This window comes from Stenotrophomonas sp. 57 (assembly GCF_030291075.1).
In the GTDB taxonomy this organism is placed as follows: Bacteria; Pseudomonadota; Gammaproteobacteria; order Xanthomonadales; family Xanthomonadaceae; genus Stenotrophomonas.
In genome coordinates this window covers 3337206-3359958 of record NZ_CP127407.1, presented here as the reverse complement: position 1 = coordinate 3359958, position 22753 = coordinate 3337206, and the positions used below count along the sequence as shown (strand labels likewise).

Genomic DNA, 22753 nt, shown 5'->3' with positions numbered 1-22753 from the left:
GGGCGCGCGCTGCGCGCACTTGCCACTTTCCTTTTCCTTCCCCGTTCCACCAACCGCTTCTGAAATGGCAGTTGAGCAAGCTCGACGCTGCGCCGCGCGCGCATCCGTCACTGGGAAACTGTCGAGGGTGGGGCGGGAGGGGCAGGCAGGACCGTTGGCGCCATGGATGGCGCCATCGAGCCCCCAGGGATGGGTTTACGGCGTGTCCTGCCTGCCCCTCCCGACCCGCCCAGCACGTAGAAACCCAGAGCCATGAACCAAGCTGTTGCTGTTGCTGTTGCTTTTGCTTTTGCGGGTGCTCTGGCTTGAAACGGGTGCCGGGCAGCGCCCGGCCGGGTATCCTTTCCCTCTGATGTCCGACCTCGTTCATGCCAGCCGCGAAGCCCTCAGCGACGGCGGCGCGCTCGCCTCGCACCTGGATGCCTTCAACCCGCGTCCCGCACAGCTGCGCCTGACCGAGGCCATCGCCGACGCGCTGCAGCAGCGCGATCTGTTGCTGGCCGAGGCCGGTACCGGCACCGGCAAGACCTTCGCCTATCTGGTGCCCGTCCTGCTGTCCGGCCTGCGTACCATCATCTCCACCGGCACCCGCGCGCTGCAGGACCAGCTCTACCACCGTGATCTGCCGCGCGTGCGCCAGGCGCTCGGTGTCGGCCTGCGCAGCGCGCTGCTGAAGGGGCGGGCGAATTACCTGTGCCGCTACCGCCTGCAGCAGGCACGCGGCGAGCCGCGTTTTTCCAGCCCGGAACAGGCCGCGCAGTTCCAGCGCATCCTGGCCTGGTCCGGTCGTTCGGAATTCGGTGACATCGCCGAACTGGACGGCCTGGCCGATGATTCACCGCTGCTGCCGATGGTCACCTCCACTGTCGACAACTGTCTGGGCACCGACTGCCCGTTCTGGGAAGACTGCTTCGTGGTGCGTGCGCGGCAGCGCGCGCAGGCGGCAGACGTGGTGGTGGTCAACCATCACCTGCTGCTGGCCGACCTGGCACTGAAGCAGGATGGCTTTGGCGAGTTGCTGCCGGGGGCGCAGGCCTTCGTCATCGACGAAGCGCATCAGCTGCCCGAGTTGGCTGCGCAGTTCTTCGGCGAAGGTTTCGGCATGCGCCCGTGGCAGGAACTGGGTCGCGACTGCCTGGCCGAAGCGCGCGGCGTAGGCGGCGCGCAGTCGGCGCTGCAGGAACCGGTCGACCAGCTGCAGCAGTCGCTGCTGGCGCTGCGCGCGGCGATGGAAGGGCTGCCCCCGCGTGGCACGCAATGGCGAGCGCTGGCGATGCCACAGGTGCGGGACGGATTCGATGCGGTGATGGCGGGGTTGGTGACCCTGGAGCAGGCGCTGCAGCCGCTGCGCGAGGCGGCTGCCGGCCTCGATGCCTGCCATGCGCGTGCGCGCGAGGCCGTTTCGCGGCTCAGCCGCTGGCTGGGGGAAGACGAGCCCACACTGGATTTCGATACCGATCCTGCAGAAGCGGCAGGTGCTGCCGATGTGCTCTGGTATGAGCTGACACCACGCGGGTTCCGTTGCCAACGCACGCCCATGGATGTGTCCGGCCCGCTGCGCGAACACCGCGAGCGCAGCCGGGCAGCATGGATCTTCACCTCGGCGACGCTGACCGTTGGCGGGGGCTTCGATCACATCGCTACGCGCCTGGGCCTGGATGATCCGCATACGCTGGTCCAACCCAGCCCGTTCAACTGGCCGGAGCAGGCGTTGTGCTATCTGCCCGAAGGCCTGCCTGATCCGGCCGCGCGTGGTTTCGGGACCGCGCTGATCCAGAGCCTGCGCCCGGTGCTGCAGGCATCGCAGGGCAGGGCGTTCCTGCTGTTCGCTTCGCATCGCGCCCTGCGTGAGGCTGCCGAGGCACTGCGCGATGGGCCATGGCCGTTGTTCGTGCAGGGTGAGGCACCGCGCGCGACGCTGCTGCAGCGCTTCCGCGAATCGGGCAATGGCGTACTGCTGGGCTCGGCCAGTTTCCGCGAGGGCGTGGACGTGGTCGGCGAAGCGCTGAGCGTGGTGATGATCGACAAGCTGCCCTTTGCCGCCCCGGACGACCCGGTGTACGAGGCGCGTCTGGAGGCGATCCGCAGCCAGGGCGGCAACCCGTTCCGCGACGAGCAGCTGCCACAGGCGGTGATCGCGTTGAAGCAGGGGGTCGGCCGCCTGATCCGCAGCGAGAGCGACCGTGGTGTGCTGGTGCTGTGCGACCCGCGCCTGCTCAATCGGGGTTACGGCCGGGTCTTCCTCGATTCACTGCCGCCGTTCCGCCGCACCCGCAGCCTGGCCGATGTGCAGGCCTTCTTTACGCCACAATGGGCGCCCGTGGCCGATGATGCCGTTCCAGCCACCGCCCCGCCGGCGGGCCCGGAACCGGCGCCCGGTGCCACGTTCCCCCTGTTCTGACCTGATCCGATGAAACTGCTCGCCTTTGAAACCGCCACCGAAGCCTGTTCCGTTGCCCTGCATGTCGATGGGCAGGTGCTGGAACGCTTCGAGATCGCCCCGCGCCGGCATGCCGAACTGAGCCTGCCGTGGGCCGAGGCGCTGCTGGCCGAAGCCGGCATCAGCCGCCGCCAGCTGGACGGCATCGCGCTCAGCCGCGGCCCTGGTGCGTTCACGGGCGTGCGCCTGGCGATCGCCATCGCGCAGGGCATCGCACTGGCGCTGGACCGTCCGCTGCTGCCGGTATCGACGCTGCAGGTGCTGGCGCTGCGGGCACCGGCAGAAGAAACGCAGATCCTGTCGGCGATCGACGCACGGATGGGGGAGTTGTACGTTGCGCGCTTCGAGCGTGTTGACGGCCTGCCGGTCGCGCGCGACGGCGAGCGTGTGTGCGCACCGGATGCAGTGGCGTTGCCGGAAGGTTTGTCGGCCTATGGCGTGGGCACCGGCTTCGGTGCGGCCGACGGCGCGCTGGTGGCGCAGCTGGGCAGCGGCCTTCGTGGATTCGATGCCACGGCATTGCCGCGGGCGTCGGACGTGCTGGCACTCGCGGTGCCGGCGTTCGCGCGTGGCGAGGCGATTGCGCCGGAGAAGGTCGAGCCCGCGTACCTGCGTGACAACGTGGCACTGACCCTGGCCGAGCAGCAGGCCGCGCGTGAGGCGAAGGCGAAGGCCAACGGCTGAGCCCCTCGTGGCGGGGCGTTGATCGCGGATTCGTGAGGTTGTCCGAGCGGGTGGGCTGCGCAGGGGGCGCTGCAAGTCCCCCTCTGGGGTCCGGCCCAGCCGCCAGCGGCTGGGCCGGACCCCAGAGGGGGGTTTACGGCGTGTCCTGCAAGCCCACACCGCCCCGCCAAGCCCAACATCCCGACCGCTGCTTTGGCTGTTGCCGTTGCTCTGGCTTTGCAGCGGGTCCCGGGCCGCAGGCCCGGGCAACGAACCCCTACCGGTCGTCGTGCAGGGTGCCGCCCGGCAGGAACACCCAGGTGCGGGTCACCTGCAGGATGTCGATCTCGTCTTCGGTCTTCGGCAACGGCGGGAACGGCTGCGCCAGTTTCACCACCCGCAGCGCCGCCTCATCCAGCAACGGCGTCCCGCTCGAACGCAGGATCCGGCTGCTCTCCACGCTGCCATCGCGGCGCACTCCCACGCTGATCACCACCTGGCCACCGAGGCGGCGCTGCCGCGCCTCGTCCGGATAGTTCAGGTTGCCCACCTTCTCGGCACGGTCCACCCAGGCGCGCAGGTAATTGGCATAGGCATATTCGCGCGTGCTGGCCGACACGAACTTGCGGTTCGGACGCTTGGCGTACTGCGCCGAACGCAGGTGCACTTCAGCCGCCAGCCGCGCCATCTCCACGTCGCGCTGCTCGCGTGCGGTCAACGGTGCGTCCGGCTCGGGGCGTTCCGGGGTGGGCTGAGCCTGCGCCTGTGCCACCGTGTCCTGGCCGTTGCGGCTGCTGACCACCCGTGCCTGCGGCGGCGGAACCGGCGCGGCCGATTGCTGTTGCTGCGGAACCGGGCTCAGCCCGGACTGCGCCTGCGGCACGATGCCGGCCTGGTTGTCGCGCGGGCGCTGCGCGCGGTCATCCTCGCCACCGCCTTCCTGGCTGGCGGCGGCAAGAAAATCAGCCTGCTTCGGCGTCAGCGCGGTGCGGGTCTGGCTGAAGATCACCTCCAGCGTCGGCACCAGCGGCGCATCGCCTTTCACCGCAAAGCCCACGCCCAGGATCAGTAGGGCGTGGACCAGTACCGACAGCGCGATGGTCGCCCCCAGCCGTTGCGCTTCGCGCGGCGCCGGGGGCAGGACGGCAGGTGCGGCTTCCATCAGCGCAGGCCGGCCTCGAGCGCGTCGAACAGGGTGCCGGCAATGTTCAGGCCATACTGCGCGTCCAGTTCGCGCACGCAGGTCGGGCTGGTCACGTTGACCTCGGTCAGGTAATCGCCGATCACGTCCAGGCCGACGAAGCGCATGCCGCGGCGCTTCATCTCCGGGCCAACCTGGGCGGCGATCCAGCGGTCGCGCTCGCTCAGCGGGCGGCCTTCGCCGCGGCCGCCGGCGGCGAGGTTGCCGCGGAACTCGTCGCCCTGCGGAATGCGGGCCAGGCAGTAGTCCACCGGTTCGCCGTCCACCAGCAGGATGCGCTTGTCGCCGGCGGTGATGTCGGGGATGAACTTCTGTGCCAGGGCCAGCTTGCGGCCGCCGTCGGTCAGCGTTTCCAGGATCACGTTCAGGTTCGGGTTGCCCTGGCCGCTGCGGAAGATCGAGCGCCCGCCCATGCCGTCCAGCGGCTTCAGCACGGCCTGGCCATGCTCAAGGGCGAAGGCCTTCAACGCCTTGGCGTCGCGGCTGACCAGGGTGGGCGGGCAGCACTGCGGGAACAGCAGCGCGGCCAGCTTCTCGTTGTAGTCGCGCAGCCCCTGCGGGTTGTTGACCACGCAGGCGCCGGCCGCTGCGGCCACATCCAGCACCTGGGTGTCATAGATGTACTCGGCGTCGACCGGTGGGTCCTTGCGCATCAGTACGATCTGGCCGGGGCCGAATTCGGTGCGGCTGAATGCGCCCAGCTCATACCAGCCGGCCGGGTCGTCGCGCACCTGCAATGGTGCGGTCTGGGCCACCGCCACGCCGCCCTCCAGGGCCAGGCCGCCCGGGCGCACATAGTGCAGGGCATGGCCGCGGCGCTGGGCTTCCAGCAGCATGGCGAAGGTGGTGTCCTTGGCGATCTTGATGTGGGCGATGGGGTCCATCACCACGATGACGTTCAACGGCATGGGCGCACCTGTCAGGCAAGGCGTTGATGGTAGCGGCAACGCCGGTCGCGCGCCTCCCCGCCGTACTGCAACGCTGCGTCCGCCCGGCGCCCGCGCACTCATTGCGAAACCCGTCACGTTCAGGAGGGTGCCATGCCCTGCGCCATGGGGCGGCCTTGAAGCGGGCGCGGAAAGTGCGATATAGATACGCTTTCGTAGCGGCCCCCGCCTGAGATCGGGCCGTGCGCTTGGGGATAGGCAATGACTGAAAACACGACTGCGGGCGGGGAACTCGCAGGACTCCGGGTGATGGTCATCGATGATTCGAAGACCATCCGCAGGACTGCGGAAACGCTGCTCAAGCGCGAAGGCTGCGAGGTGGTCACCGCCACCGACGGCTTCGAAGCGCTTGCGAAGATCGCAGACCAGCAACCGCAGATCATCTTCGTCGACATCATGATGCCGCGCCTGGACGGGTACCAGACCTGCGCGCTGATCAAGGGCAACCAGCTGTTCAAGGCGACCCCGGTCATCATGCTCTCGTCCAAGGATGGCCTGTTCGACAAGGCGCGGGGACGCATCGTCGGCTCGGAGCAATACCTGACGAAGCCTTTCACGCGTGAAGAACTGCTGGGTGCCATCCGCACATACGTCAACGCCTGACCAGGGGGGAAAGGCACAATGGCTCGTATCGTTCTGATCGAGGATTCACCGACCGACCGCGCGGTGTTCACCCAGTGGCTGCGCCGTGCCGGCCACGAGGTGCTGGAAGCGGACAACGCCGAGGATGGACTGCAGCTGGTGCGCGACCAGGTGCCGCAGCTGGTGCTGATGGACGTGGTCCTGCCCGGCATGAGCGGCTTCCAGGCGACCCGGGCGATGGCCCGTGACGCAGCGATCAAGCACATCCCGGTGATCATCGTCAGCACCAAGGCGATGGAAACCGACAAGGCCTGGGGCCTGCGCCAGGGCGCGGCCGATTACATCGTCAAGCCGCCGCGCGAGGATGAACTGATCGCGCGGATCAACGAGCTGGTGGCCTGATGCGCTCGCCCTTCGACATCCTCGAAGCCTACGAGCGGCGCAGCCTGGCCCACGCGGTGCAGCTGCCCGAGCGGCAGTTCGCGCAGGACCTCTGGCGTGGCGTGGGTTACCGCGTCGGGCAGCGTCGGCTGGTGTCCGATTTCCGCGAAGTGGTGGAAATCGTGCCGATGCCGCCGGTCACCCCGGTGCCGTGCGCTCAGCCGTGGCTGCTGGGCGTGGGCAACCTGCGCGGCAACCTGTTCCCGGTGGTCGACCTGAAGTACTTCCTGGAAGGCACGCGTACCGTGCAGCAGGAAGGCCAGCGCGTGCTGATCATGCGCCAGGCCGGCGGCGACGTCGCGCTGACCATCGATGAGCTGTTCGGCCAGCGCAGTTTCGAACTGGACCAGCAGATCGAAGCCGGCATGCTTGCCGAAGGGCGCTACGGCCATTTCGTTGACCGCGCCTTCCATGCCGACGGCCATGACTGGGGCGTGTTCTCGCTCTCGCTGCTGTCGCGCACCCCTGAATTCCGGCAAGCCGCGGCCTGAGGCCGGGCATCGCCCCCTGCATTGAAGATCGAGGTTGAACGATGAGTACTGCTTCGGACGCCACCAAATCCGGCAAGCTGCGGCTGGGCGGCAGCAACCTCTGGCTGTTCCTGCTGCTGGCATCGATGATCCTGTTCGGCGTCAACACCGGCGTCGCCACCTGGCAGGGCAGCCGCTTGGCCGATGCCGGCTCCAAGGCCGCCGACCTCCAGGTGCTGTCGCAGCAGCTGGCCAACCAGGGCCGTGATGCCGTCGGCGGCAACGCGCAGGCGTTCACCGCTTTCAAGGCGACCCGCAACGCGATCGAACAGAACGTATCGATCCTGCAGGGGCGCTACGGCAAGGAACCGGGCGTGTCCGGCGCGATCACCACGCTGGCTGAAACCTGGGCGCCGCTGGGCAAGCAGGCCGGCCAGCTGGTCGCCAGCGAGCCGGCGGTGCTGGCGCTGGCCGGCAACGCCAACAACTTCAGCGGCGCGGTGCCGGGCCTGCAGGCCCAGCTGAACGAGTTGGTGCGCGCGATGTCCGCCTCCGGCGCACCGTCGGCGCAGGTGTACAGCGCACTGCAGCAGGTCGTGGTAGCCGGTTCGATGGCGCGCCGCGTGACCGAGATGCGTGCCGGTGGCAGTGCCGCAGCGACTGCCGGCGATGCGCTGGCGCGCGACATCACCGTGTTCTCGCAGGTGCTCGACGGCCTGCGCAACGGCAACGAGGAACTGGGCATCACCGCCGTGCGCGGCGCCGCCGCCATTGCTGCGCTGGAACAGTCCCAGCAGAAGTGGCAGGCGATGAAGCAGGACGCCGATGCGATCCTGGCCAGCTCGCGCCAGCTGTTCGCCGCGCAGTCGGCCGCCACCGCGCTGGGCCAGGGGTCGGCGCACATGCTTGACGACAGCCGCAAGCTGTTCGAAGCGTTCTCCTCGTTCGGCTCGGTGTCCGATACCCGCCTGTTCCCGAACTTCTGGATCGGCGTGGTCTCTGGTGCGCTGTCGCTGATCGCGATCATCGGCTTCGTCTCCACCAACGTGCGCAGCCGCTCGCGCGAGCAGGAACTGCGTTACCAGACCCAGGTGGAATTCAACAGCCGCAACCAGCAGGCGATCATGCGGCTGCTGGACGAAATTTCCTCGCTCGGTGAAGGTGACCTGACGGTGAAGGCCTCGGTGACCGAGGACATGACCGGCGCCATCGCCGACGCAATCAATTACGCGGTCGACGAGCTGCGCCACCTGGTGACCACCATCAACGACACCTCGGCCAAGGTTGCGGTGTCCACCCAGGAAACCCAGGCCACCGCCATGCAGCTGGCAGAGGCGGCGGGCCACCAGGCCAACCAGATCACTTCGGCTTCGGACCGCATCGGCGAAATCGCGGCGAGCATCGAACAGGTGTCGCGCAACTCGGCCGAGTCGGCCGACGTGGCACAGCGCTCGGTGGTGATCGCCGCCGAGGGTGCAGGCGTGGTGCGCGAGACCATCCAGGGCATGGACCAGATCCGCGACCAGATCCAGGAGACCTCCAAGCGCATCAAGCGCCTGGGCGAGTCGTCGCAGGAAATCGGCTCGATCGTGGAACTGATCAACGACATTTCCGAGCAGACCAACATCCTGGCGTTGAACGCGGCGGTGCAGGCGGCTTCGGCCGGTGAAGCGGGCCGCGGCTTCGCGGTCGTGGCCGACGAAGTGCAGCGACTGGCGGAACGTACCTCCGGCGCGACCCGACGCATCGAAAACCTGGTGCAGGCGATTCAGGCCGATACCAACGAAGCGGTCACCTCGATGGAACAGACCACCGCCGAAGTGGTGTCCGGTGCACGCCTGGCCGAGGACGCCGGCACCGCGCTGACCGAAATCGAGCGCGTGTCCAATGCACTGAACACCCTCATCAAGAACATCTCCATCGCCGCCCAGCAGCAGTCGGCCGCCGCCTCGGACATCACCCGTACCATGGGCGTGATCCGGCAGATCACCGGCCAGACCTCGCAGGGTGCCGGGCAGACCGCCGAATCGATCGGCCACCTCGCGCAGCTGGCGGCGGACCTGCGCCGTTCGGTCGCCGACTTCAAGCTGCCGGCGTGACGCGGGCAGGCGGCGAGCAAGGAACCCCTCGATGAAGCATTTCCATTCCCCACGTCAGAACTCGCGCGGCCTCCGCGCGGCGGCGAACGGAGCGCGTCCATGAACAGTCTGCGCGATGCGATGAGCCACGCAGCGCTGGGCTGGGTCAAGCCCGAGCTGGACGAGACCCTGCGCCAGGTGCGCAACGAGGTCGAGTACTACGCGGAAGACCCGACCGACGCCAGCCGCATGCGCATCTGCGCCGGCTACCTGCACCAGGTGCAGGGCACCCTGCGCATGGTTGAACTGTATGCCCCGGCGATGGTGGCCGAAGAACTGGAGCAGCTGGCCAACGCCATTGGCGGCGGACGCGTGTCCGATCGCGATGAAGCGTGCGCGACCCTGATGCGCGGCAGCGTGCTGCTGCCCGACTACCTGGAGCGCCTGCAGAACGGTCATCGCGACATTCCGATCGTGCTGATGCCGCTGCTCAACGAGATCCGCGCCGCGCGTGGCGAGGAAGGCGTGCATGACAGCGTGCTGCTGGCCTTCGCGCCGGACAGCGTCACCGCCACCGAGGCCGAGCTGGACCACGCGCGTGGCAGCCTGAGCGGGCGCAACCGCGAGCTGCTCGATACCGTGGGCAGTGCGGTGAAGGAAGAACTGCTGCGCATCAAGGATGCGCTGGACCTGCACCTGCGTACCGGCGGTGCCCCGGAACAGCTGCAGACCCAGGCCAACGAACTGGGGGCGGTGGCCGATACGCTGGGCATGATGGGCCTGGGCGTGGCCCGTGGCGTGGTCGTGCAGCAGCGCGACGCGCTGCGTGGCGTGGTCGAAGGCCGCCAGCAGATCGACGAGAACCTGCTGCTGGATATCGCCGGTGCGCTGCTCTACGTGGATGCCTCGCTGGATGACCAGGTGGCCCATCTGGGCGCTGGCGGCAGTGGCGAGGACGATCCGAGCGCCGTGGAGAACCGGCGCACGGTAGAGGTGCTGGCCCATGAAGCCATCGCCAACTTCGCTGCGGCACGCGAGCACTTCGTCGCCTTCATCGAAACCAGCTGGAACCATGCCGAGCTGCAGGACGTGCCGCGCCTGCTGGGTGACGTTGCCGGTGCGCTGCGCATGCTCGACCTGGGCACCGCGGCCGATTACCTGCGCGGCGTGCAGCAGTACATCGAGGCCGAGCTGATCGGCCGCCAGCGCGTGCCCAGTGGCCGCCAGCTGGACACCCTGGCCGATGCCATGGCCAGCCTGGAGTACTACCTGGAAGCCCTGCGCGACCGCCGTCCTGGGCGCGAGGACATCCTTGAAATCACGCGCAGCAGCCTTGAGGCGCTGCGCTACTGGCCGCTGCCGGACCGCGATGCCGCCGAGCCGGCCGCGTCTGCGCCGCCGTCGATCGAGCGCGAGCCGGTCGTGCTGCAGGTCGAGGCACTGCAGCCGGAGCCCATCGAGATCGCGGTACGGCCGGCCGCGCCGGCACCCGGCGATGTGCCGGTACCGCTGCCGGACTTCACCTTCGATCCGCCACCGGCCACGCCTTCGCCGGCAGCGGCGGACAACAGATTGGTGTTCGGTGGGCTGGGATCCGTCGCCTCCGCGCCGCTGTCGCTGCGTGACGAGTCGGATGCACCGCTGGTCTTTGCCGCTTCCAGTGCACCTGCACCCGAGGTCCCGCAATGGGATCTGGCATCGTTCCATCCGGAGGCCGATCCGCTCGATCCAGCGGACGATGAGCGCAGTCCGACGTTTGCCAGCTTCGATCCGGTCAGTTTCGAACAGCTCGATGCAGGGCAGGGGGCCGCCACACAGTGGACGCTGTCGGAGGCAACTCTGCCAGTGCAGTCCGATGCGACAACCGGCCTCGACGTCGGGGACGCCGTCGACGCGACGCTGGCCATCGATACCGGGACGGATGCCGCGCCGGTGTTCGACCCCGTGGCCGCCGAACATGATGCGGTTTCTGCAAACGACGACGTCGTGTTTCGTTTCGACGCCGATGCGCTGGACAATGCCGACGACGTGCTGTCGCTGCATGCGATGGAAACGTTGTCGCTGGACGCCGCCGCGCTGCATCCCGCGCTGGAGCTCGATCATGCCACCGCGCCGGCGGCGGTGGATGACGCGCCGGTGGCTGCAGAAGCGGACACCCCCGCAGTGGATGCGGCGCTGGACATGCCCGTACCGCTTGCCGATGCGCCGGCAGCGGCAGTATCGGTGATCGACATCGACACCATCGCGCCGATTGATTTCAGCGAAGCCGACGCGCAGTTCTTTGCCGAGCTGAGCGCGGCCGCCGCGGACTTCAATCCGCAGGCAACCGCGACGCCGGCCGATGCGGAAGCGCCGGTCGCCGTGGGCGACGCGGACGGTGCAGAAGCAGGCTTCGAGGCGGGGTTCGACGACGATGCCGAGAACATCGACGAGGACATCCGCGAGGTGTTCCTGGAAGAGTTCGACGACGAACTGGCCAACCTCGGAACGCTGCTGCCGGCATGGCGCATGCAGTCGGACAACATGGACCGGCTGCGGCCGATCCGCCGTATCTTCCACACGCTCAAGGGCAGTGGCCGACTGGTCGGTGCACGCACCCTGGGTGAGTTTGCGTGGAAGATCGAGGGCATGCTCAATCGCGTGCTCGACGGCAGCCGCCCGGCGACACCGGCGGTGCTGGCCATGGTCGACAACGCGCATGCCGCGCTGCCGCAGCTGAACGCCGCACTGCGCCATGGCCAGCGGATCAGCGTGGACCTGCAGGCGATGCAGGCCATTGCTGATCGCGTCGGTGCGGGTGAGGAAACCTATTACGTACCGTTGCCCGCTGCGGCCGCCCCCGCCGCCCCGCTGGTCGAAGCCGACGGCGAGGACGAGATCAGCCGCATCCTCGAAGCCGAAGCCGTCGCATCGGTGCAGGCCGAAGATCACGCTGCGCCCGAGCTGCCGGGCACGCCGGCCAACATCGACAGCGTGCTGCGCGAGATCCTGGAAGCTGAAGTGGAAGTCCACCAGGCGACCCTGCAGGACTGGCTGCGCTCGGCGCAGCAGGCGCCGCAGCCGGTGAGCGATGCGCTGCTGCGCGCGGTGCACACCATGAACGGCGCCTTCGCGATGACCGAAGTGCCGGAAATCACCGCGGTCACCGGCGGTGCCGAGTCCTACATCAAGCGTGCGCTGGCCGCCGATGTGGTGCCTGGTGACGAGGGCGTGGCTGCACTGGACGCGACCGCGCAGGCGATCACCGCGACCATGGAAGCACTGCAGGCCGAGCAGCCGCGGATCGCGCCGCAGGAAGCACTGGTTCAGCGCCTGCAGGCGCTGGCCGGGGAACTGCCGGAAGCGCGCTGGCCGATGGTCGGGCTGGAAGAGGACGAAGAGGATCTGGCGCTGGAAGCCGAACCCGCGTTCGACGCTGCGCCCGACGCAACCGATGCCCTGTCACCGGCACCCGACGATGCAGTGACCGGATTTATTGGGCCGGAGCCGGAGCCAGAGCTGCGCGCGGCCGAGGTCCGGGTACCGGAGGCGACCGACGCCGGGCGTGATGTGGGTGAGCTGACCGCCAGCGATGATCTTTCGCGCTACTTCGATGCCGGATGGCCGTTGGTGCCGGGCGAGGGCGAACCCTCGACGCCGGATACCGGATCGGTTGAATCGATCCAGCCGGACGAGCGCGCGCCGGGTGTCGCAGCGGACGACGGTGCTGCTGAGCCGTCGAGCGCGGTGCTCGACAGCGCCGATCTGACCGTGGCTGACGACCTGTCGCCGTACCTCGATGCCAGCGCGCTGCCGGTGGACGACCGCGACGCGGATGAGATGCCGGTATCCGCGGAGTTTGACGCGATCGACCTGAATACGCTGCAGCCCTTGGACCTGGACGATGCCGACGGCAACGTCTTCGACGACGCTGCTGCACTGCCACTCGACAGCGGGCTGTCGAGCCTGCAGGATGAAATGGCTGCGCCGGGCTTTGCAGAACCGGTCACGCTGGCAGCCGCGCTCGAGGCCGGCCTGCACGTGATCGACGAAGAGCAGGCCCCGGCCGACGACGGGCAATGGCCCGTGCTCGGCCTGCAGGCCAGCGAACTCGCGCCGGGCGAGGCGGAAGCCTTCGCCATGGATGCGGACGTCGGCGGGGAGGCGGCGGTCGGCGAAGGAGAGAGCGCTGGCCAGCCGTCCCCGGCGACGGTGGATGAGGAGATCGCTGCGGACGCGCCGCAGGCCTCCAATGAGCCGATGCGCTTCTTCGAACTCGAAGACGCACCGGGGCAGGGCACGGCGCATGCCGATGCAGCGCCCATCGAGCCCGAAGCCGCCGCCAACGCGCCGACCCACGATGAAGCCGGCGCTCTGGAAGACAGCGCGGACGGTGCCGATGCGCTCGACTTCAGCGTGTACGACCGCGAGCTGGTCGACATCTTCGTCGAGGAAGGCAAGGACCTGCTCGACCACTGCGATGGCCTGATCAGCGAGCTGCGCGATGCGCCGCAGGATCGCGAAGTACTTGCCGGCCTGCAGCGTGACCTGCATACCCTGAAGGGTGGCGCACGCATGGCCGGCATCAACGCCATCGGCGATCTGGGCCACAGCATCGAATCGCTGCTGGAAGCGGTGGCCGCCGGGCGCACCGAAATCGAACGCCGCGATGTGCAGCTGCTGGAGCGCGGTTTCGATCGCCTGCACCAGCTGCTGACGCGCACCGGTGCGCACCGCGTGGTTGAACCGGCGCAGGATCTGGTGGAGGCCTTCGAGGTACGCACCGCCACCGATATCGCGGTTGCAGCCAGGGCGGCGACCGGCGCGGCTGACGTGGCGCCGGTGCAGGCCGCCGCGCCGCCGCCGCTCGCCGTGGCCGACGCACCGTTGTCGGCGCCGTTGCCGGCCGAAGGTGCGGTCGAAGAAGACCCGCTCGCCCGTCCGCAGCAGGAGCAGGTGCGCGTGCGCGCCGACCTGCTGGATCGCCTGGTCAACCATGCCGGTGAAGTGGCGATCTACCGCTCGCGCCTGGAACAGCAGCTCGGCGCATTCCGCGGCGCGATGGGCGAACTGGAGCGCACCAATGCGCGACTGCGCGACCAGCTGCGCCGCCTCGACCTGGAAACCGAAGCGCAGATTGTCGCCCGCTACCAGCGCGAGCAGGACCAGGCTGACCAGAAGTTCGACCCGCTGGAGCTGGACCGTTTCTCCACCCTGCAGCAGCTCAGCCGCGCGCTGAACGAGTCCGCCGCCGACCTTGGCGGCCTGCAGGGCGTGCTGGACGATCTGTCGCGCCAGTACGACTCCCTGCTGCAGCAGCAGTCGCGCGTCAGCTCGGAACTGCAGGACGGCCTGATGCGCGCGCGCATGGTGCCGTTCGATGGCCTGGTGCCCCGCCTGCGCCGCGTGGTCCGCCAATCCGGCATGGATACCGGGAAGCAGGTGCACCTGACCCTGGAAGGCACTCACGGGGAACTGGACCGCAATGTGCTCGACCGCATGGTCGCGCCGCTGGAACACATGCTGCGCAACTCGGTGGCTCATGGCCTGGAAGCGCCGGAACAGCGCCGTGCCGCCGGCAAGCCGGAGGAAGGCGAGATTGCCATCCGCCTGCACCGCGAAGGCTCGGAAATCGTGCTGGAAGTGGCCGACGACGGTGCCGGCCTGGACCGCGAAGCGATCCGTCGCCGCGCCATCGACCGTGGCCTGCTGGCGGCCGATGCACAGCCGGGCGAGCAGGAACTGGACAACCTGATCTTCGCCTCCGGTTTCTCCACCGCCGACCAGGTCAGCCAGCTGGCCGGCCGCGGCGTGGGCATGGACGTGGTGCGCAACGAAGTGCGCCAGCTCGGTGGTTCGGTCGACATCCAGTCGGTGCGTGGCCAGGGCGTGCGCTTCACCCTGCGCCTGCCGCAGACGCTGGCCGTCACCCAGGCGGTGTTCGTGCAGATCGGCGAAACCACGTTCGCGGTGCCGGTGGCCTCGGTCAGTGGTATCGGCCGCCTGTCGCGCGAACGTTTCGAAGCCGCCGACAGCAGCTATCGCTACAGTGGCGAGGACTATCCGCTGTACGACCTCGGCAGTCTGGTCGGGCAGGCGCCCGCCCGTGCCGATGGCCAGGACCAGGTGCCGCTGCTGCTGGTCCGCGCCGGTGACCTGCGCGCCGCCGTGGCGATCGACCAGGTGCTGGGCAACCGCGAAATCGTGGTCAAGCCGGTCGGCCTGCAGATCGCCTCGGTGCCGGGCATCTATGGTGCGACCATCACCGGCGATGGCCGCGTGGTGGTGATCCTGGACGTGGCACCGCTGGTGCGTCGCTTCCTGGCCAACCCGACACTGCCGGTGCTGGCCAGCACGCCGCGCCAGGAGCGCCAGGTGCCGCTGGTGATGGTGGTCGACGACTCGCTGACCATGCGCAAGGTCACCGGCCGCATCCTCGAACGCCACAACTTCGAGGTCAGTGTCGCCCGCGATGGCGTGGAAGCACTTGAGCGTCTGGAAGAGCGCGTACCGGATCTGATGCTGCTGGATATCGAGATGCCGCGCATGGATGGCTACGAGCTGGCCACCGCAATGCGTGCCGACCCGCGCTACAAGGATGTGCCGATCGTGATGATTACTTCGCGCAGCGGCGACAAGCACCGCCAGCGCGCCTTCGAGATCGGTGTCCAGCGTTACCTGGGCAAGCCGTACCAGGAACTGGACCTGATGCGTAACGTGTACGACCTGCTGGGGATCGCCCGTGTCCGTGAGTGAAACCCATCCGGCCCCGGCCGTCGCCCTGCTGGCCCGCCCCGGTGCAGCGCGCGAGCGACTGCGCGAAGCGCTGTCGCATGCAGATGTGCAGCTGGTGCTGGAAGATGACCCGAACGGGCTGGAGCCGCAGCTGCTGCAGGACGCCCAGCCGCAGATCGTGGTGATCGCGCTGGAGGCGGCCATCGAAGACGCGCTGGAACGGCTTGAGACCGTGCTGTCCGCGCCAGGCCTGACCCTGGTCTTCGACGAAGCCGAACTGGCGGCCCGCCGTGATGGCTGGGAGGCGCAGCGCTGGGGCCGTCATCTGGCCGCCAAGCTGCATGGTCACCAGCAGGTGCTGCCGCCGGGTGCCGAAGACGAACCCGCCCTGCAGCTGGAACCGGGGCACCCGGCACCACCGCCGGCCCCGCAGGAAGAAGCGCTGCGGCCGCATCTGGACCAGGCATTGAGCTGGGCTGACGAGGTGCCGGCGGACGGCCTGTACGCGCCGCCGGCGCAGCTGCACGAACCGATTGCCCTGGAGCAGGCGTTGGCCGCACTGCAGCCGGTCGTGCCCGAGCCGCTGGAGGCCGCGCCGCGGCCCATGCCGCCCGAAACCGCTCCGGCACCGCCGGTCTCTTTCGATCACACCGCGTGGTCGCTGGTCGAGGACGCTGCCGATGCGCCGGCGCCCGCCGCCCATATCGCGGCGATGGAAGCACCGCTGCCGTCGTTCGATACCGATCACCTGAGCCTGGTCGATCTGGATGCCGCCGCGCCTGCCGGTGCACGCGCAGGATCGCTGCTGGTGTTGGCAGGTATTGGTGGCCCGGATGCGCTGCGTCGCCTGCTCGGTGCGCTGCCGTCGTCGCTGAGCGTGCCGGTGCTGGTGCACATGCGCCTGGATGGCGGCCGCTACGGCAACCTGGTCAAGCAGATGGCCCGCGTGTCGCCGCTGCCGGTGCAGCTGGCCGAAGCCGGCCAGCGTGCGGTTCCCGGCGAGGTACATGTGCTGGCCGACGACATCGGCGTCAGCGTGGCCAGCGATGGCCTGCATTTCCTCACCGATGCACAGGGCATCTCGCTTGCCGCGCTGCCTGCCGAACACACGGCACTGGTGCTGCTCAGCGGCGCCGACCTGGCCCATGTCGGGCCGGCACTGGACCTTGCGGCGGCCGGTGCCTGGGTGGCCGGCCAGGTCGGGGAAGGCTGCTACGACCCCGCCGCGGCGACGGCCGTGGTGGCTGCCGGCATGGTGGCCGGCGAACCGCAGGACCTGGCGCAGGCCATCGCCGCGCGCTGGGGCGAGCAGGACGACAACGGAGACGCACCATGAGCTATGCCAGCAATGACGAAATCCGCGGCGTCCTGATCCAGGCCGGCAACGAGCGCGTGCTGCTGCCCAATGCCACCGTGGCCGAAATGATGTCGCGCGTGCCGGTGCAGCCGGTCGCCGATGCGCCGCGCTGGCTGGTCGGCGAGATCGGCTGGCATGGCTGGCAGGTGCCGTTGGTGTCGTTCGCGCGCCTGTCCGGACTGGGTGAGGAAGCGGCAGGCGGTCACAACAAGGTGGTGGTGCTGAAGGCGCTCAGCGGCAACGCGCAGCGCCCGTACTACGCGCTGCTGACGCAGAACTTCCCGCAGTTGATCTCGGTGCCGCGCGATGGCCTGCTGGCTGATGCCTCCGAGGAAACCCTGCCGCAGATCGTGCACATGCGCGTGCTGCTGGGTGAGCAGAGCGCGCTGCTGCCGAACCTGGACGCGCTGGAAGCCGCACTGGATTCGCTGGCGGCCTGATCTACCAAACGGTAGTGCCGGCTGCCGACCGGCACCGAGCCGAGCATGGCTCGGCTCTACAAGGAAACTGCAATCTGGCGCGGGCCCTGTAGAGCCGAGCCTAGGCTCGGCTGCTGCCCTGGACGCGCTCGTCGCGGTAGTGCCGGCCAGCGGCCGGCACCACCACGAATCAGCCTTATCCCAGATCTCCCAACCGCGCCTGCAACGCCGCGATTGCAGCCAGGCCTGCCGTCTCCGTACGCAGGATGCGCGGGCCGAGTTGCAGGCCCTGGAAGCCTGCTGCCGCCAGCTGATCACGGTCGCGCGGCGACCAGCCGCCTTCCGAGCCGATCGCGATCACGATGCCGCCTGCCGGCGCCGCGTCCAGCGTCGACAGGCGATGGGCACCGAGCGGGTCCAGCGTCAGCCGCAACGTGTCGGCCGGCAGTACCGCCGCTGCCTGCGCCAGTGACAACGGCGATCCCACCTGCGGAATGCGCGCGCGACCGGACTGGCCGCAGGCCGAGGTCACCACGTTGTTCCAGTGCGCCACGCGTTTCTCCGCGCGCGCGGCATCCAGCTTCACTTCGGTTCGCTCGGCGTTGACCGGAATGATCGCGGCCACGCCCAGTTCGGTGGCCTTCTGCAGGATCAGGTCCATCTTCTCGCCGCGCGCGATGCCCTGCAGCAGGGTGATCGCCAGCGGCGATTCGTTGCCCACAACCTGCACGGCGGCGATGCGCACCTGTACCTCACGCTTGCCGGCTACGGTCAGCGTGGCGCTGTAGTCGTTGCCGTCGCCGTTGAACAGCACGCAGGTATCGCCTTCGCGCAGGCGCATCACCCGCACCAGATGGTTGGCGGTCTCTTCCGGCAGGGTCACGGTCTGGCCGCTGTGCAGCGCCAGGTCGATGGGGCAGCGGGTCACGCGCATGCAATCGCCTCGTCGATGGCTGCCAGCGTGGTATGTGCCAGCAGCTCCAGTTGTTCGTCATCCACGCAGTAAGGTGGCATCCAATACAGCACGTCGCCCAGCGGGCGCAGTACCACGCCACGCTTCAGCGCGGCCTTGTAGGCGTGTAGGCCCAGTCGCAGCGCCGGGTCGAACGGGGTGCGCTTGTTGCCACCACGCGACAGCTCGAAGGCCACCACCATGCCGGCCTGGCGCACATCGGCCACATGCGGATGGTCGCTGAATGGCGCTGCCAGCGTGCCCATCACCGAGGCGATGCCACGGTTGCGGGCGATCACATCGTCGTCACGGAAGATGTCCAGCGTCGCCAGCGCAGCCGCACAGGCCAGCGGATTGCCGGTGTAGCTGTGCGAATGCAGGAAGGCGCGCTCGCGCGAATCGTCAAGGAAGGCGTCGTACAGTGCCTGCGTGGCCAGTACGGCGGCCAGCGGCAGGAAGCCGCCGGTCAGACCCTTGGACAGGCACATCAGGTCCGGCATCACGCCAGCCTGCTCGCAGGCGAACAGCGTGCCGGTACGGCCGAAGCCGGTGGCGATCTCGTCGGCGATCATGAATGCGCCGTGTGCGTCACACAGCTCGCGCACCCGCTGCAGGTACACCGGGTCGTGCATGCGCATGCCACCGGCGCACTGAAGGCGCGGTTCCAGGATCACCGCGCAGATCTCGCCCGGATGCTGGTCGAACAGGGTCGCCAGGCCATCGGCGGCCTGGCGTGCACGATCAGCCGCACTCTGGCCCGGCTCGGCCAGGTAGGCATCGGGCGAGGGTGCGAACAGGCTCTCGGCCAGCAGCGGTGCGTAGACGCGGCGGTACAACGGGATGTCCGCCATCGCCAGCGCACCCAGGGTCTCGCCGTGGTAGCCGTTCTCCAGCGCGACGAAGCGGGTGCGCCGGGGTTCGCCACGGTTCTGGAAATACTGGAAGGCCATCTTCAGCGCGACTTCCACGCCGGCCGAGCCGTTGTCGGCGTAGAACACCTTGGCCAACGGCGCGCGGCCGGGCTGGCGTGGCGCCAGCGCCAGCAGGCGCTCGGCCAGGGTGATCGCCGGCTCGTGGCCGAAGCCCGCCAGCATCACCTGTTCCAGCTGCCCGGCCTGCGCCGCGATGGCGCCGCCGATGCGCGGCTCGGCATGGCCGAACAGGTTGGTCCACCAGCTGCTGACGGCGTCCAGGTAGCGGTTGCCGTCGTGGTCGATCAGCCATGCGCCTTCACCACGGGCGATCGGTACCAGCGGCAAGGTGTGCGGGTGCTCGCGCATCTGCGTGCACGGGTGCCACAGCACCTGCAGGTCGCGTTGCCGCCAGTGCTGGGCCAGCGGGGAGGGGGTTGGGTCTGCTAGCATTTCGGGCTCATGAACATGTTGCTGCCTGCACATTCTATCGGCCCCGGCGCTGGCGCCGGCCGCCGCGGAGATTCCGCATGAACGATGACCGTGCCGGCCGTCGCTTGCCGATCATCCATCGGATCACCGATGAGGAAAACGGCCCCTTCCAGCGCCAGCACCTGGACCTGGAGTTCTCCAACGGCGAACGCCGCCGCTTCGAACGTCTGGTCAGCCGTGGCCATGGCGCGGTGGTGGTGGTACCGATGCTCGACGACGAGACCGTGCTGCTGGTACGTGAATACGCCGCCGGCATGCACCGTTACGAACTGGGCCTGGTGAAGGGCCGGATCGACGCCGGCGAGAGCCCCGAGCAGGCCGCCGACCGCGAACTGAAGGAAGAGGCCGGTTATGGCGCGCGCCGGATCGACGTGCTGCGTGCGATGACCCTGGCCCCCACCTACATGAGCCATCAGTCGTGGCTGGTGGTGGCACGCGATCTGTACCCGGAAAAGCTGGCCGGCGATGAGCCGGAGGAACTGGAAGTGGTGCCGTGGAAGCTGGCCGACCTGGACCAGCTGATGCTGCGCGAGGACTTCTCCGAGGGACGCTCGCTGGCGGCGCTGTTCATTGCTCGCCAGTGGCTGCAGGGAACGCGATGATCAAACTGACCACGGACCTGCGCGAGACCGCCATCGCCATCGCCCAGGAAGCCGGACAGGCCATCATGCAGGTCTATGCCGATGGCTTCGAGGTGCAGATCAAGGGTGACAACAGCCCGGTCACGGCCGCCGACCTGGCCGCCAACCAGGTCATCGAACAGGGTCTGCAACAGCTGACCCCGGACCTGCCGATCCTGTCCGAGGAATCGGTGCAAGTGCCGTGGGAGCAGCGCCGTCACTGGGGCGCCTACTGGCTGGTCGATCCGCTCGACGGCACCCGCGAGTTCGTCAAGCGCAATGGCGAGTTCAGCGTCAACATTGCCTTGATCTACCAGGGCGCACCGGCCTTCGGCGTAGTGTTGGCACCCGTCACCGGCATCGTCTGGCATGCCATGCGTGGCGAGCTGGCCTATCGACGGCAGGGCCTGCACGACACCGTGCTGCGCACCCGTACGCCGGCCACCGCCCCGCTGCGCGTCGCTGCCAGCCGCTCGCACCGCTCGCCGGAAACCGAGGCGCTGCTGGCGCGCATGGGCCGCATCGAGACCATCGCGCAGGGCTCGTCATTGAAGTTCTGCCGGATCGCCGAAGGCGGCCTGGATGTCTACCCGCGCTTGGGCCCGACCTCCGAATGGGATACCGCCGCCGGCCAGTGCGTGCTGCATGCCGCCGGCGGCGCGGTGCTGTCTGCCGCGACCGGCAAGCCGTTCCGCTACAACCGCCGCGAAACCCTGTTGAACGGCGATTTCATTGCCCTCGGCGACACCAGCCTGCCGTGGCGCGACTGGTTGTCCGATTGACCCTGGAGGCCGCATGAGCGCGCACGACACCCCCATCACCGGCAGTGCCGCAAGCAGCGAACTGGAGCGCCTGCTGGCGATCATGGCGCGCCTGCGCGACCCGCAGGGCGGCTGCCCGTGGGATCTGGAGCAGAACTTCGCGACCATCGCGCCGTACACCATCGAGGAAGCCTACGAGGTGGCCGATGCGATCGACCGCGGCGACCTCGACGACCTGTGCGACGAACTGGGCGACCTGTTGCTGCAGGTGGTGTTCCATGCGCGCATGGCCGAAGAGCAGGGCAGCTTCGCCTTCGCAGACGTGGCCCGCGCGATCAGCGACAAGATGCAACGCCGCCACCCGCACGTGTTCGCCGAGGTCAGCGTCGATGATGCCGACGGGGTGATGCGCAACTGGGAGGCGATCAAGCGCGCCGAGCGTGCCGCCAAGGGCGAGCAGGACACCTCCGCGCTGGCCGGCATCTCGCGTGGCCTGCCTGAATGGCAGCGGGCGGTGAAGCTGCAGTCGCGCGCGGCCAAGGTCGGGTTCGACTGGCCGGGCCCGCTGCCGGTGCTGGACAAGGCAGCCGAGGAACTGCAGGAGCTGCGCGAGGAGTTCGAGCGCGGCGACATCGCCGGCAACAAGGCGCGCCTGCAGGAGGAGCTGGGTGACCTGCTGTTCGTCTGCGCCAACCTGGCCCGCCATGCCGACATCGACCTGGGCGCGGCGCTGCGCGGTGCCAACCACAAGTTCGAACGCCGCTTCCGTGCGATGGAAGCGCAGGCCGACGCGCAGGGTGAGGCGTTGGCCGCGATGGACCTGGAGGCGCAGGAAGCGCTGTGGCAGCACGCCAAGGCAGCGGAGAAGGCGTGAAGACACTCGGCCTGTTCCTGCTGACCGCGCTGGCCGAGATCGTCGGCTGCTACCTGCCGTGGCTGTGGCTGCGCAAGGGCGGCAGCATCGGGTTGCTGCTGCCGGCGGCCGCCAGCCTGGCGCTGTTCGCCTGGCTGCTGACCCTGCATCCCACCGCCAGTGGCCGCGTCTATGCCGCCTACGGTGGCGTTTACATCGGCACCGCGCTGTTCTGGTTGTGGCTGGTCGATGGCATCCGGCCCAGCCGCTGGGACATGCTGGGTGCGGCGCTGTGCCTGGCCGGCATGGCAGTGATCATGTTCGGGCCGCGCACCTCATCGGTGTAGGGCCGGGCTTGGCGGTTCTGTAGAGCCGAGCCCACGCTCGGCTGCGCTTGCTTCCGACCACGCTGGCACGCGCAAGCCGAGCATGGCTCGGTGCTGCAAGGCAGCGCAGCGCCCCCCGAAAGGCGCATGATGGGCCCGACCATGGCCCCGGAGCACGCGCATGTCCAGCTTCGCCAGCTTCCGCGAGTTCTATCCGTTCTACCTCAGCGAGCACCGTCATCCGGTGTCGCGCCGGCTGCACTTCGTCGGCAGCTGCGGGGCGCTGCTGCTGGTTGCGGCGGCGATCCTGCGCGGGCAACCCATCCTCGTGCTTGCCGCCCTGTTCTGCGGTTACGGCTTCGCCTGGGTCGGTCATCTCTTTTTCGAGAAGAACCGTCCGGCGACCTTCCAGCATCCCCTGTACTCGTTCATGGGCGACTGGGTGATGTTCACCGACATCCTGCGCGGGCGGGTGCCCTGGTAGCGTCGCTGTACCTGCCGGCTTCACGCGCTATGCTGGGGACTG

At 68.7% G+C, this 22753-nt stretch carries 18 protein-coding genes; 14 read left to right on the top strand and 4 right to left on the bottom strand.

Annotated features, from left to right (window positions below; all coding sequences use genetic code 11):
* Window positions 1-352 precede the first annotated feature (352 nt).
* Window positions 353-2401, top strand: coding sequence for an ATP-dependent DNA helicase (locus QP512_RS15495; protein WP_286069519.1), 2049 nt, complete (start codon window positions 353-355; stop codon window positions 2399-2401).
* Window positions 2402-2410: 9 nt separating this feature from the next.
* Complete coding sequence (tsaB, locus tag QP512_RS15490) at window positions 2411-3124, top strand: tRNA (adenosine(37)-N6)-threonylcarbamoyltransferase complex dimerization subunit type 1 TsaB (protein WP_286069518.1); 714 nt, start codon at window positions 2411-2413, stop codon at window positions 3122-3124.
* Window positions 3125-3380: 256 nt separating this feature from the next.
* Here the strand turns inward: tsaB and QP512_RS15485 are convergent, their stop codons facing one another.
* Window positions 3381-4265 (bottom strand): energy transducer TonB, encoded by an 885-nt coding sequence (locus tag QP512_RS15485; protein WP_286069517.1) that lies wholly within the window; start codon window positions 4263-4265, stop codon window positions 3381-3383.
* Window positions 4265-5212: a glutathione synthase gene (gene gshB / locus QP512_RS15480; RefSeq protein ID WP_286069516.1), complete on the bottom strand. Its 948-nt coding sequence runs from the start codon at window positions 5210-5212 to the stop codon at window positions 4265-4267. The genes QP512_RS15485 and gshB overlap by 1 nt, the downstream gene beginning before the upstream one ends.
* 240 nt (window positions 5213-5452) lie before the next feature.
* Here gshB and pilG point away from each other — a divergent pair, with 240 nt between their 5' ends.
* The 7 genes from pilG to QP512_RS15445 all read left to right on the top strand — a co-directional run bounded on the left by pilG (window position 5453) and on the right by QP512_RS15445 (window position 17333).
* Window positions 5453-5854, top strand: coding sequence for a twitching motility response regulator PilG (gene pilG / locus QP512_RS15475; protein WP_005418455.1), 402 nt, complete (start codon window positions 5453-5455; stop codon window positions 5852-5854).
* 18 nt (window positions 5855-5872) lie between these two features.
* Complete coding sequence (locus QP512_RS15470; RefSeq protein WP_005410717.1) at window positions 5873-6235, top strand: response regulator; 363 nt, start codon at window positions 5873-5875, stop codon at window positions 6233-6235.
* Window positions 6235-6765, top strand: a complete 531-nt coding sequence (locus QP512_RS15465; protein WP_049431795.1) for a chemotaxis protein CheW — start codon at window positions 6235-6237, stop codon at window positions 6763-6765. Before QP512_RS15470 ends, QP512_RS15465 begins: the two co-directional genes overlap by 1 nt.
* A gap of 41 nt (window positions 6766-6806) precedes the next feature.
* Complete coding sequence (locus tag QP512_RS15460; protein ID WP_286069512.1) at window positions 6807-8843, top strand: methyl-accepting chemotaxis protein; 2037 nt, start codon at window positions 6807-6809, stop codon at window positions 8841-8843.
* 99 nt (window positions 8844-8942) lie between these two features.
* Window positions 8943-15557: an Hpt domain-containing protein gene (locus QP512_RS15455; protein ID WP_286069510.1), complete on the top strand. Its 6615-nt coding sequence runs from the start codon at window positions 8943-8945 to the stop codon at window positions 15555-15557.
* Window positions 15544-16872, top strand: coding sequence for a chemotaxis protein CheB (locus tag QP512_RS15450; RefSeq protein ID WP_286069508.1), 1329 nt, complete (start codon window positions 15544-15546; stop codon window positions 16870-16872). Before QP512_RS15455 ends, QP512_RS15450 begins: the two co-directional genes overlap by 14 nt.
* Window positions 16869-17333 (top strand): chemotaxis protein CheW, encoded by a 465-nt coding sequence (locus QP512_RS15445; RefSeq protein WP_286069506.1) that lies wholly within the window; start codon window positions 16869-16871, stop codon window positions 17331-17333. The genes QP512_RS15450 and QP512_RS15445 overlap by 4 nt, the downstream gene beginning before the upstream one ends.
* 175 nt (window positions 17334-17508) lie before the next feature.
* Here the strand turns inward: QP512_RS15445 and QP512_RS15440 are convergent, their stop codons facing one another.
* Together QP512_RS15440 and bioA are read right to left on the bottom strand one after the other, a co-directional pair.
* Complete coding sequence (locus tag QP512_RS15440) at window positions 17509-18246, bottom strand: 16S rRNA (uracil(1498)-N(3))-methyltransferase (RefSeq protein WP_286069504.1); 738 nt, start codon at window positions 18244-18246, stop codon at window positions 17509-17511.
* Entirely contained in the window at window positions 18237-19628 is a 1392-nt protein-coding gene (gene bioA / locus QP512_RS15435) for an adenosylmethionine--8-amino-7-oxononanoate transaminase (RefSeq protein WP_286069503.1), read from the bottom strand. The genes QP512_RS15440 and bioA overlap by 10 nt, the downstream gene beginning before the upstream one ends.
* A gap of 77 nt (window positions 19629-19705) precedes the next feature.
* On the opposite strand from bioA, the gene nudE reads away from it, so the two are divergent.
* The 5 genes from nudE to QP512_RS15410 all read left to right on the top strand — a co-directional run bounded on the left by nudE (window position 19706) and on the right by QP512_RS15410 (window position 22711).
* Window positions 19706-20269, top strand: a complete 564-nt coding sequence (gene nudE / locus QP512_RS15430) for an ADP compounds hydrolase NudE (RefSeq protein ID WP_286069501.1) — start codon at window positions 19706-19708, stop codon at window positions 20267-20269.
* On the top strand, window positions 20266-21069 hold the full coding sequence (cysQ, locus tag QP512_RS15425) for a 3'(2'),5'-bisphosphate nucleotidase CysQ (protein WP_286069500.1): 804 nt from the start codon (window positions 20266-20268) through the stop codon (window positions 21067-21069). The genes nudE and cysQ overlap by 4 nt, the downstream gene beginning before the upstream one ends.
* Window positions 21070-21082: 13 nt before the next feature.
* Window positions 21083-21922: a nucleoside triphosphate pyrophosphohydrolase gene (mazG, locus tag QP512_RS15420; protein ID WP_286069499.1), complete on the top strand. Its 840-nt coding sequence runs from the start codon at window positions 21083-21085 to the stop codon at window positions 21920-21922.
* Window positions 21919-22248 carry a YnfA family protein gene (locus tag QP512_RS15415; RefSeq protein ID WP_286069498.1) on the top strand — a complete coding sequence of 110 codons (330 nt, stop codon included), beginning with the start codon at window positions 21919-21921 and terminating at the stop codon, window positions 22246-22248. Before mazG ends, QP512_RS15415 begins: the two co-directional genes overlap by 4 nt.
* Window positions 22249-22408: 160 nt before the next feature.
* Entirely contained in the window at window positions 22409-22711 is a 303-nt protein-coding gene (locus QP512_RS15410; protein WP_286069497.1) for a DUF962 domain-containing protein, read from the top strand.
* Window positions 22712-22753 lie beyond the last annotated feature (42 nt).

Excerpts from the sequence above, each read along its gene's own strand:
- QP512_RS15495 (WP_286069519.1), top strand. The coding sequence starts at position 353 with ATGTCCGACCTCGTTCATGCCAGCCGCGAAGCCCTCAGCGACGGCGGC.
- tsaB (WP_286069518.1), top strand. The coding sequence starts at position 2,411 with ATGAAACTGCTCGCCTTTGAAACCGCCACCGAAGCCTGTTCCGTTGCC.
- QP512_RS15485 (WP_286069517.1), bottom strand. The coding sequence starts at position 4,265 with ATGGAAGCCGCACCTGCCGTCCTGCCCCCGGCGCCGCGCGAAGCGCAA.
- gshB (WP_286069516.1), bottom strand. The coding sequence starts at position 5,212 with ATGCCGTTGAACGTCATCGTGGTGATGGACCCCATCGCCCACATCAAG.
- pilG (WP_005418455.1), top strand. The coding sequence starts at position 5,453 with ATGACTGAAAACACGACTGCGGGCGGGGAACTCGCAGGACTCCGGGTG.
- QP512_RS15470 (WP_005410717.1), top strand. The coding sequence starts at position 5,873 with ATGGCTCGTATCGTTCTGATCGAGGATTCACCGACCGACCGCGCGGTG.
- QP512_RS15465 (WP_049431795.1), top strand. The coding sequence starts at position 6,235 with ATGCGCTCGCCCTTCGACATCCTCGAAGCCTACGAGCGGCGCAGCCTG.
- QP512_RS15460 (WP_286069512.1), top strand. The coding sequence starts at position 6,807 with ATGAGTACTGCTTCGGACGCCACCAAATCCGGCAAGCTGCGGCTGGGC.
- QP512_RS15455 (WP_286069510.1), top strand. The coding sequence starts at position 8,943 with ATGAACAGTCTGCGCGATGCGATGAGCCACGCAGCGCTGGGCTGGGTC.
- QP512_RS15445 (WP_286069506.1), top strand. The coding sequence starts at position 16,869 with ATGAGCTATGCCAGCAATGACGAAATCCGCGGCGTCCTGATCCAGGCC.
- QP512_RS15440 (WP_286069504.1), bottom strand. The coding sequence starts at position 18,246 with ATGCGCGTGACCCGCTGCCCCATCGACCTGGCGCTGCACAGCGGCCAG.
- bioA (WP_286069503.1), bottom strand. The coding sequence starts at position 19,628 with ATGCTAGCAGACCCAACCCCCTCCCCGCTGGCCCAGCACTGGCGGCAA.
- nudE (WP_286069501.1), top strand. The coding sequence starts at position 19,706 with ATGAACGATGACCGTGCCGGCCGTCGCTTGCCGATCATCCATCGGATC.
- cysQ (WP_286069500.1), top strand. The coding sequence starts at position 20,266 with ATGATCAAACTGACCACGGACCTGCGCGAGACCGCCATCGCCATCGCC.
- mazG (WP_286069499.1), top strand. The coding sequence starts at position 21,083 with ATGAGCGCGCACGACACCCCCATCACCGGCAGTGCCGCAAGCAGCGAA.
- QP512_RS15410 (WP_286069497.1), top strand. The coding sequence starts at position 22,409 with ATGTCCAGCTTCGCCAGCTTCCGCGAGTTCTATCCGTTCTACCTCAGC.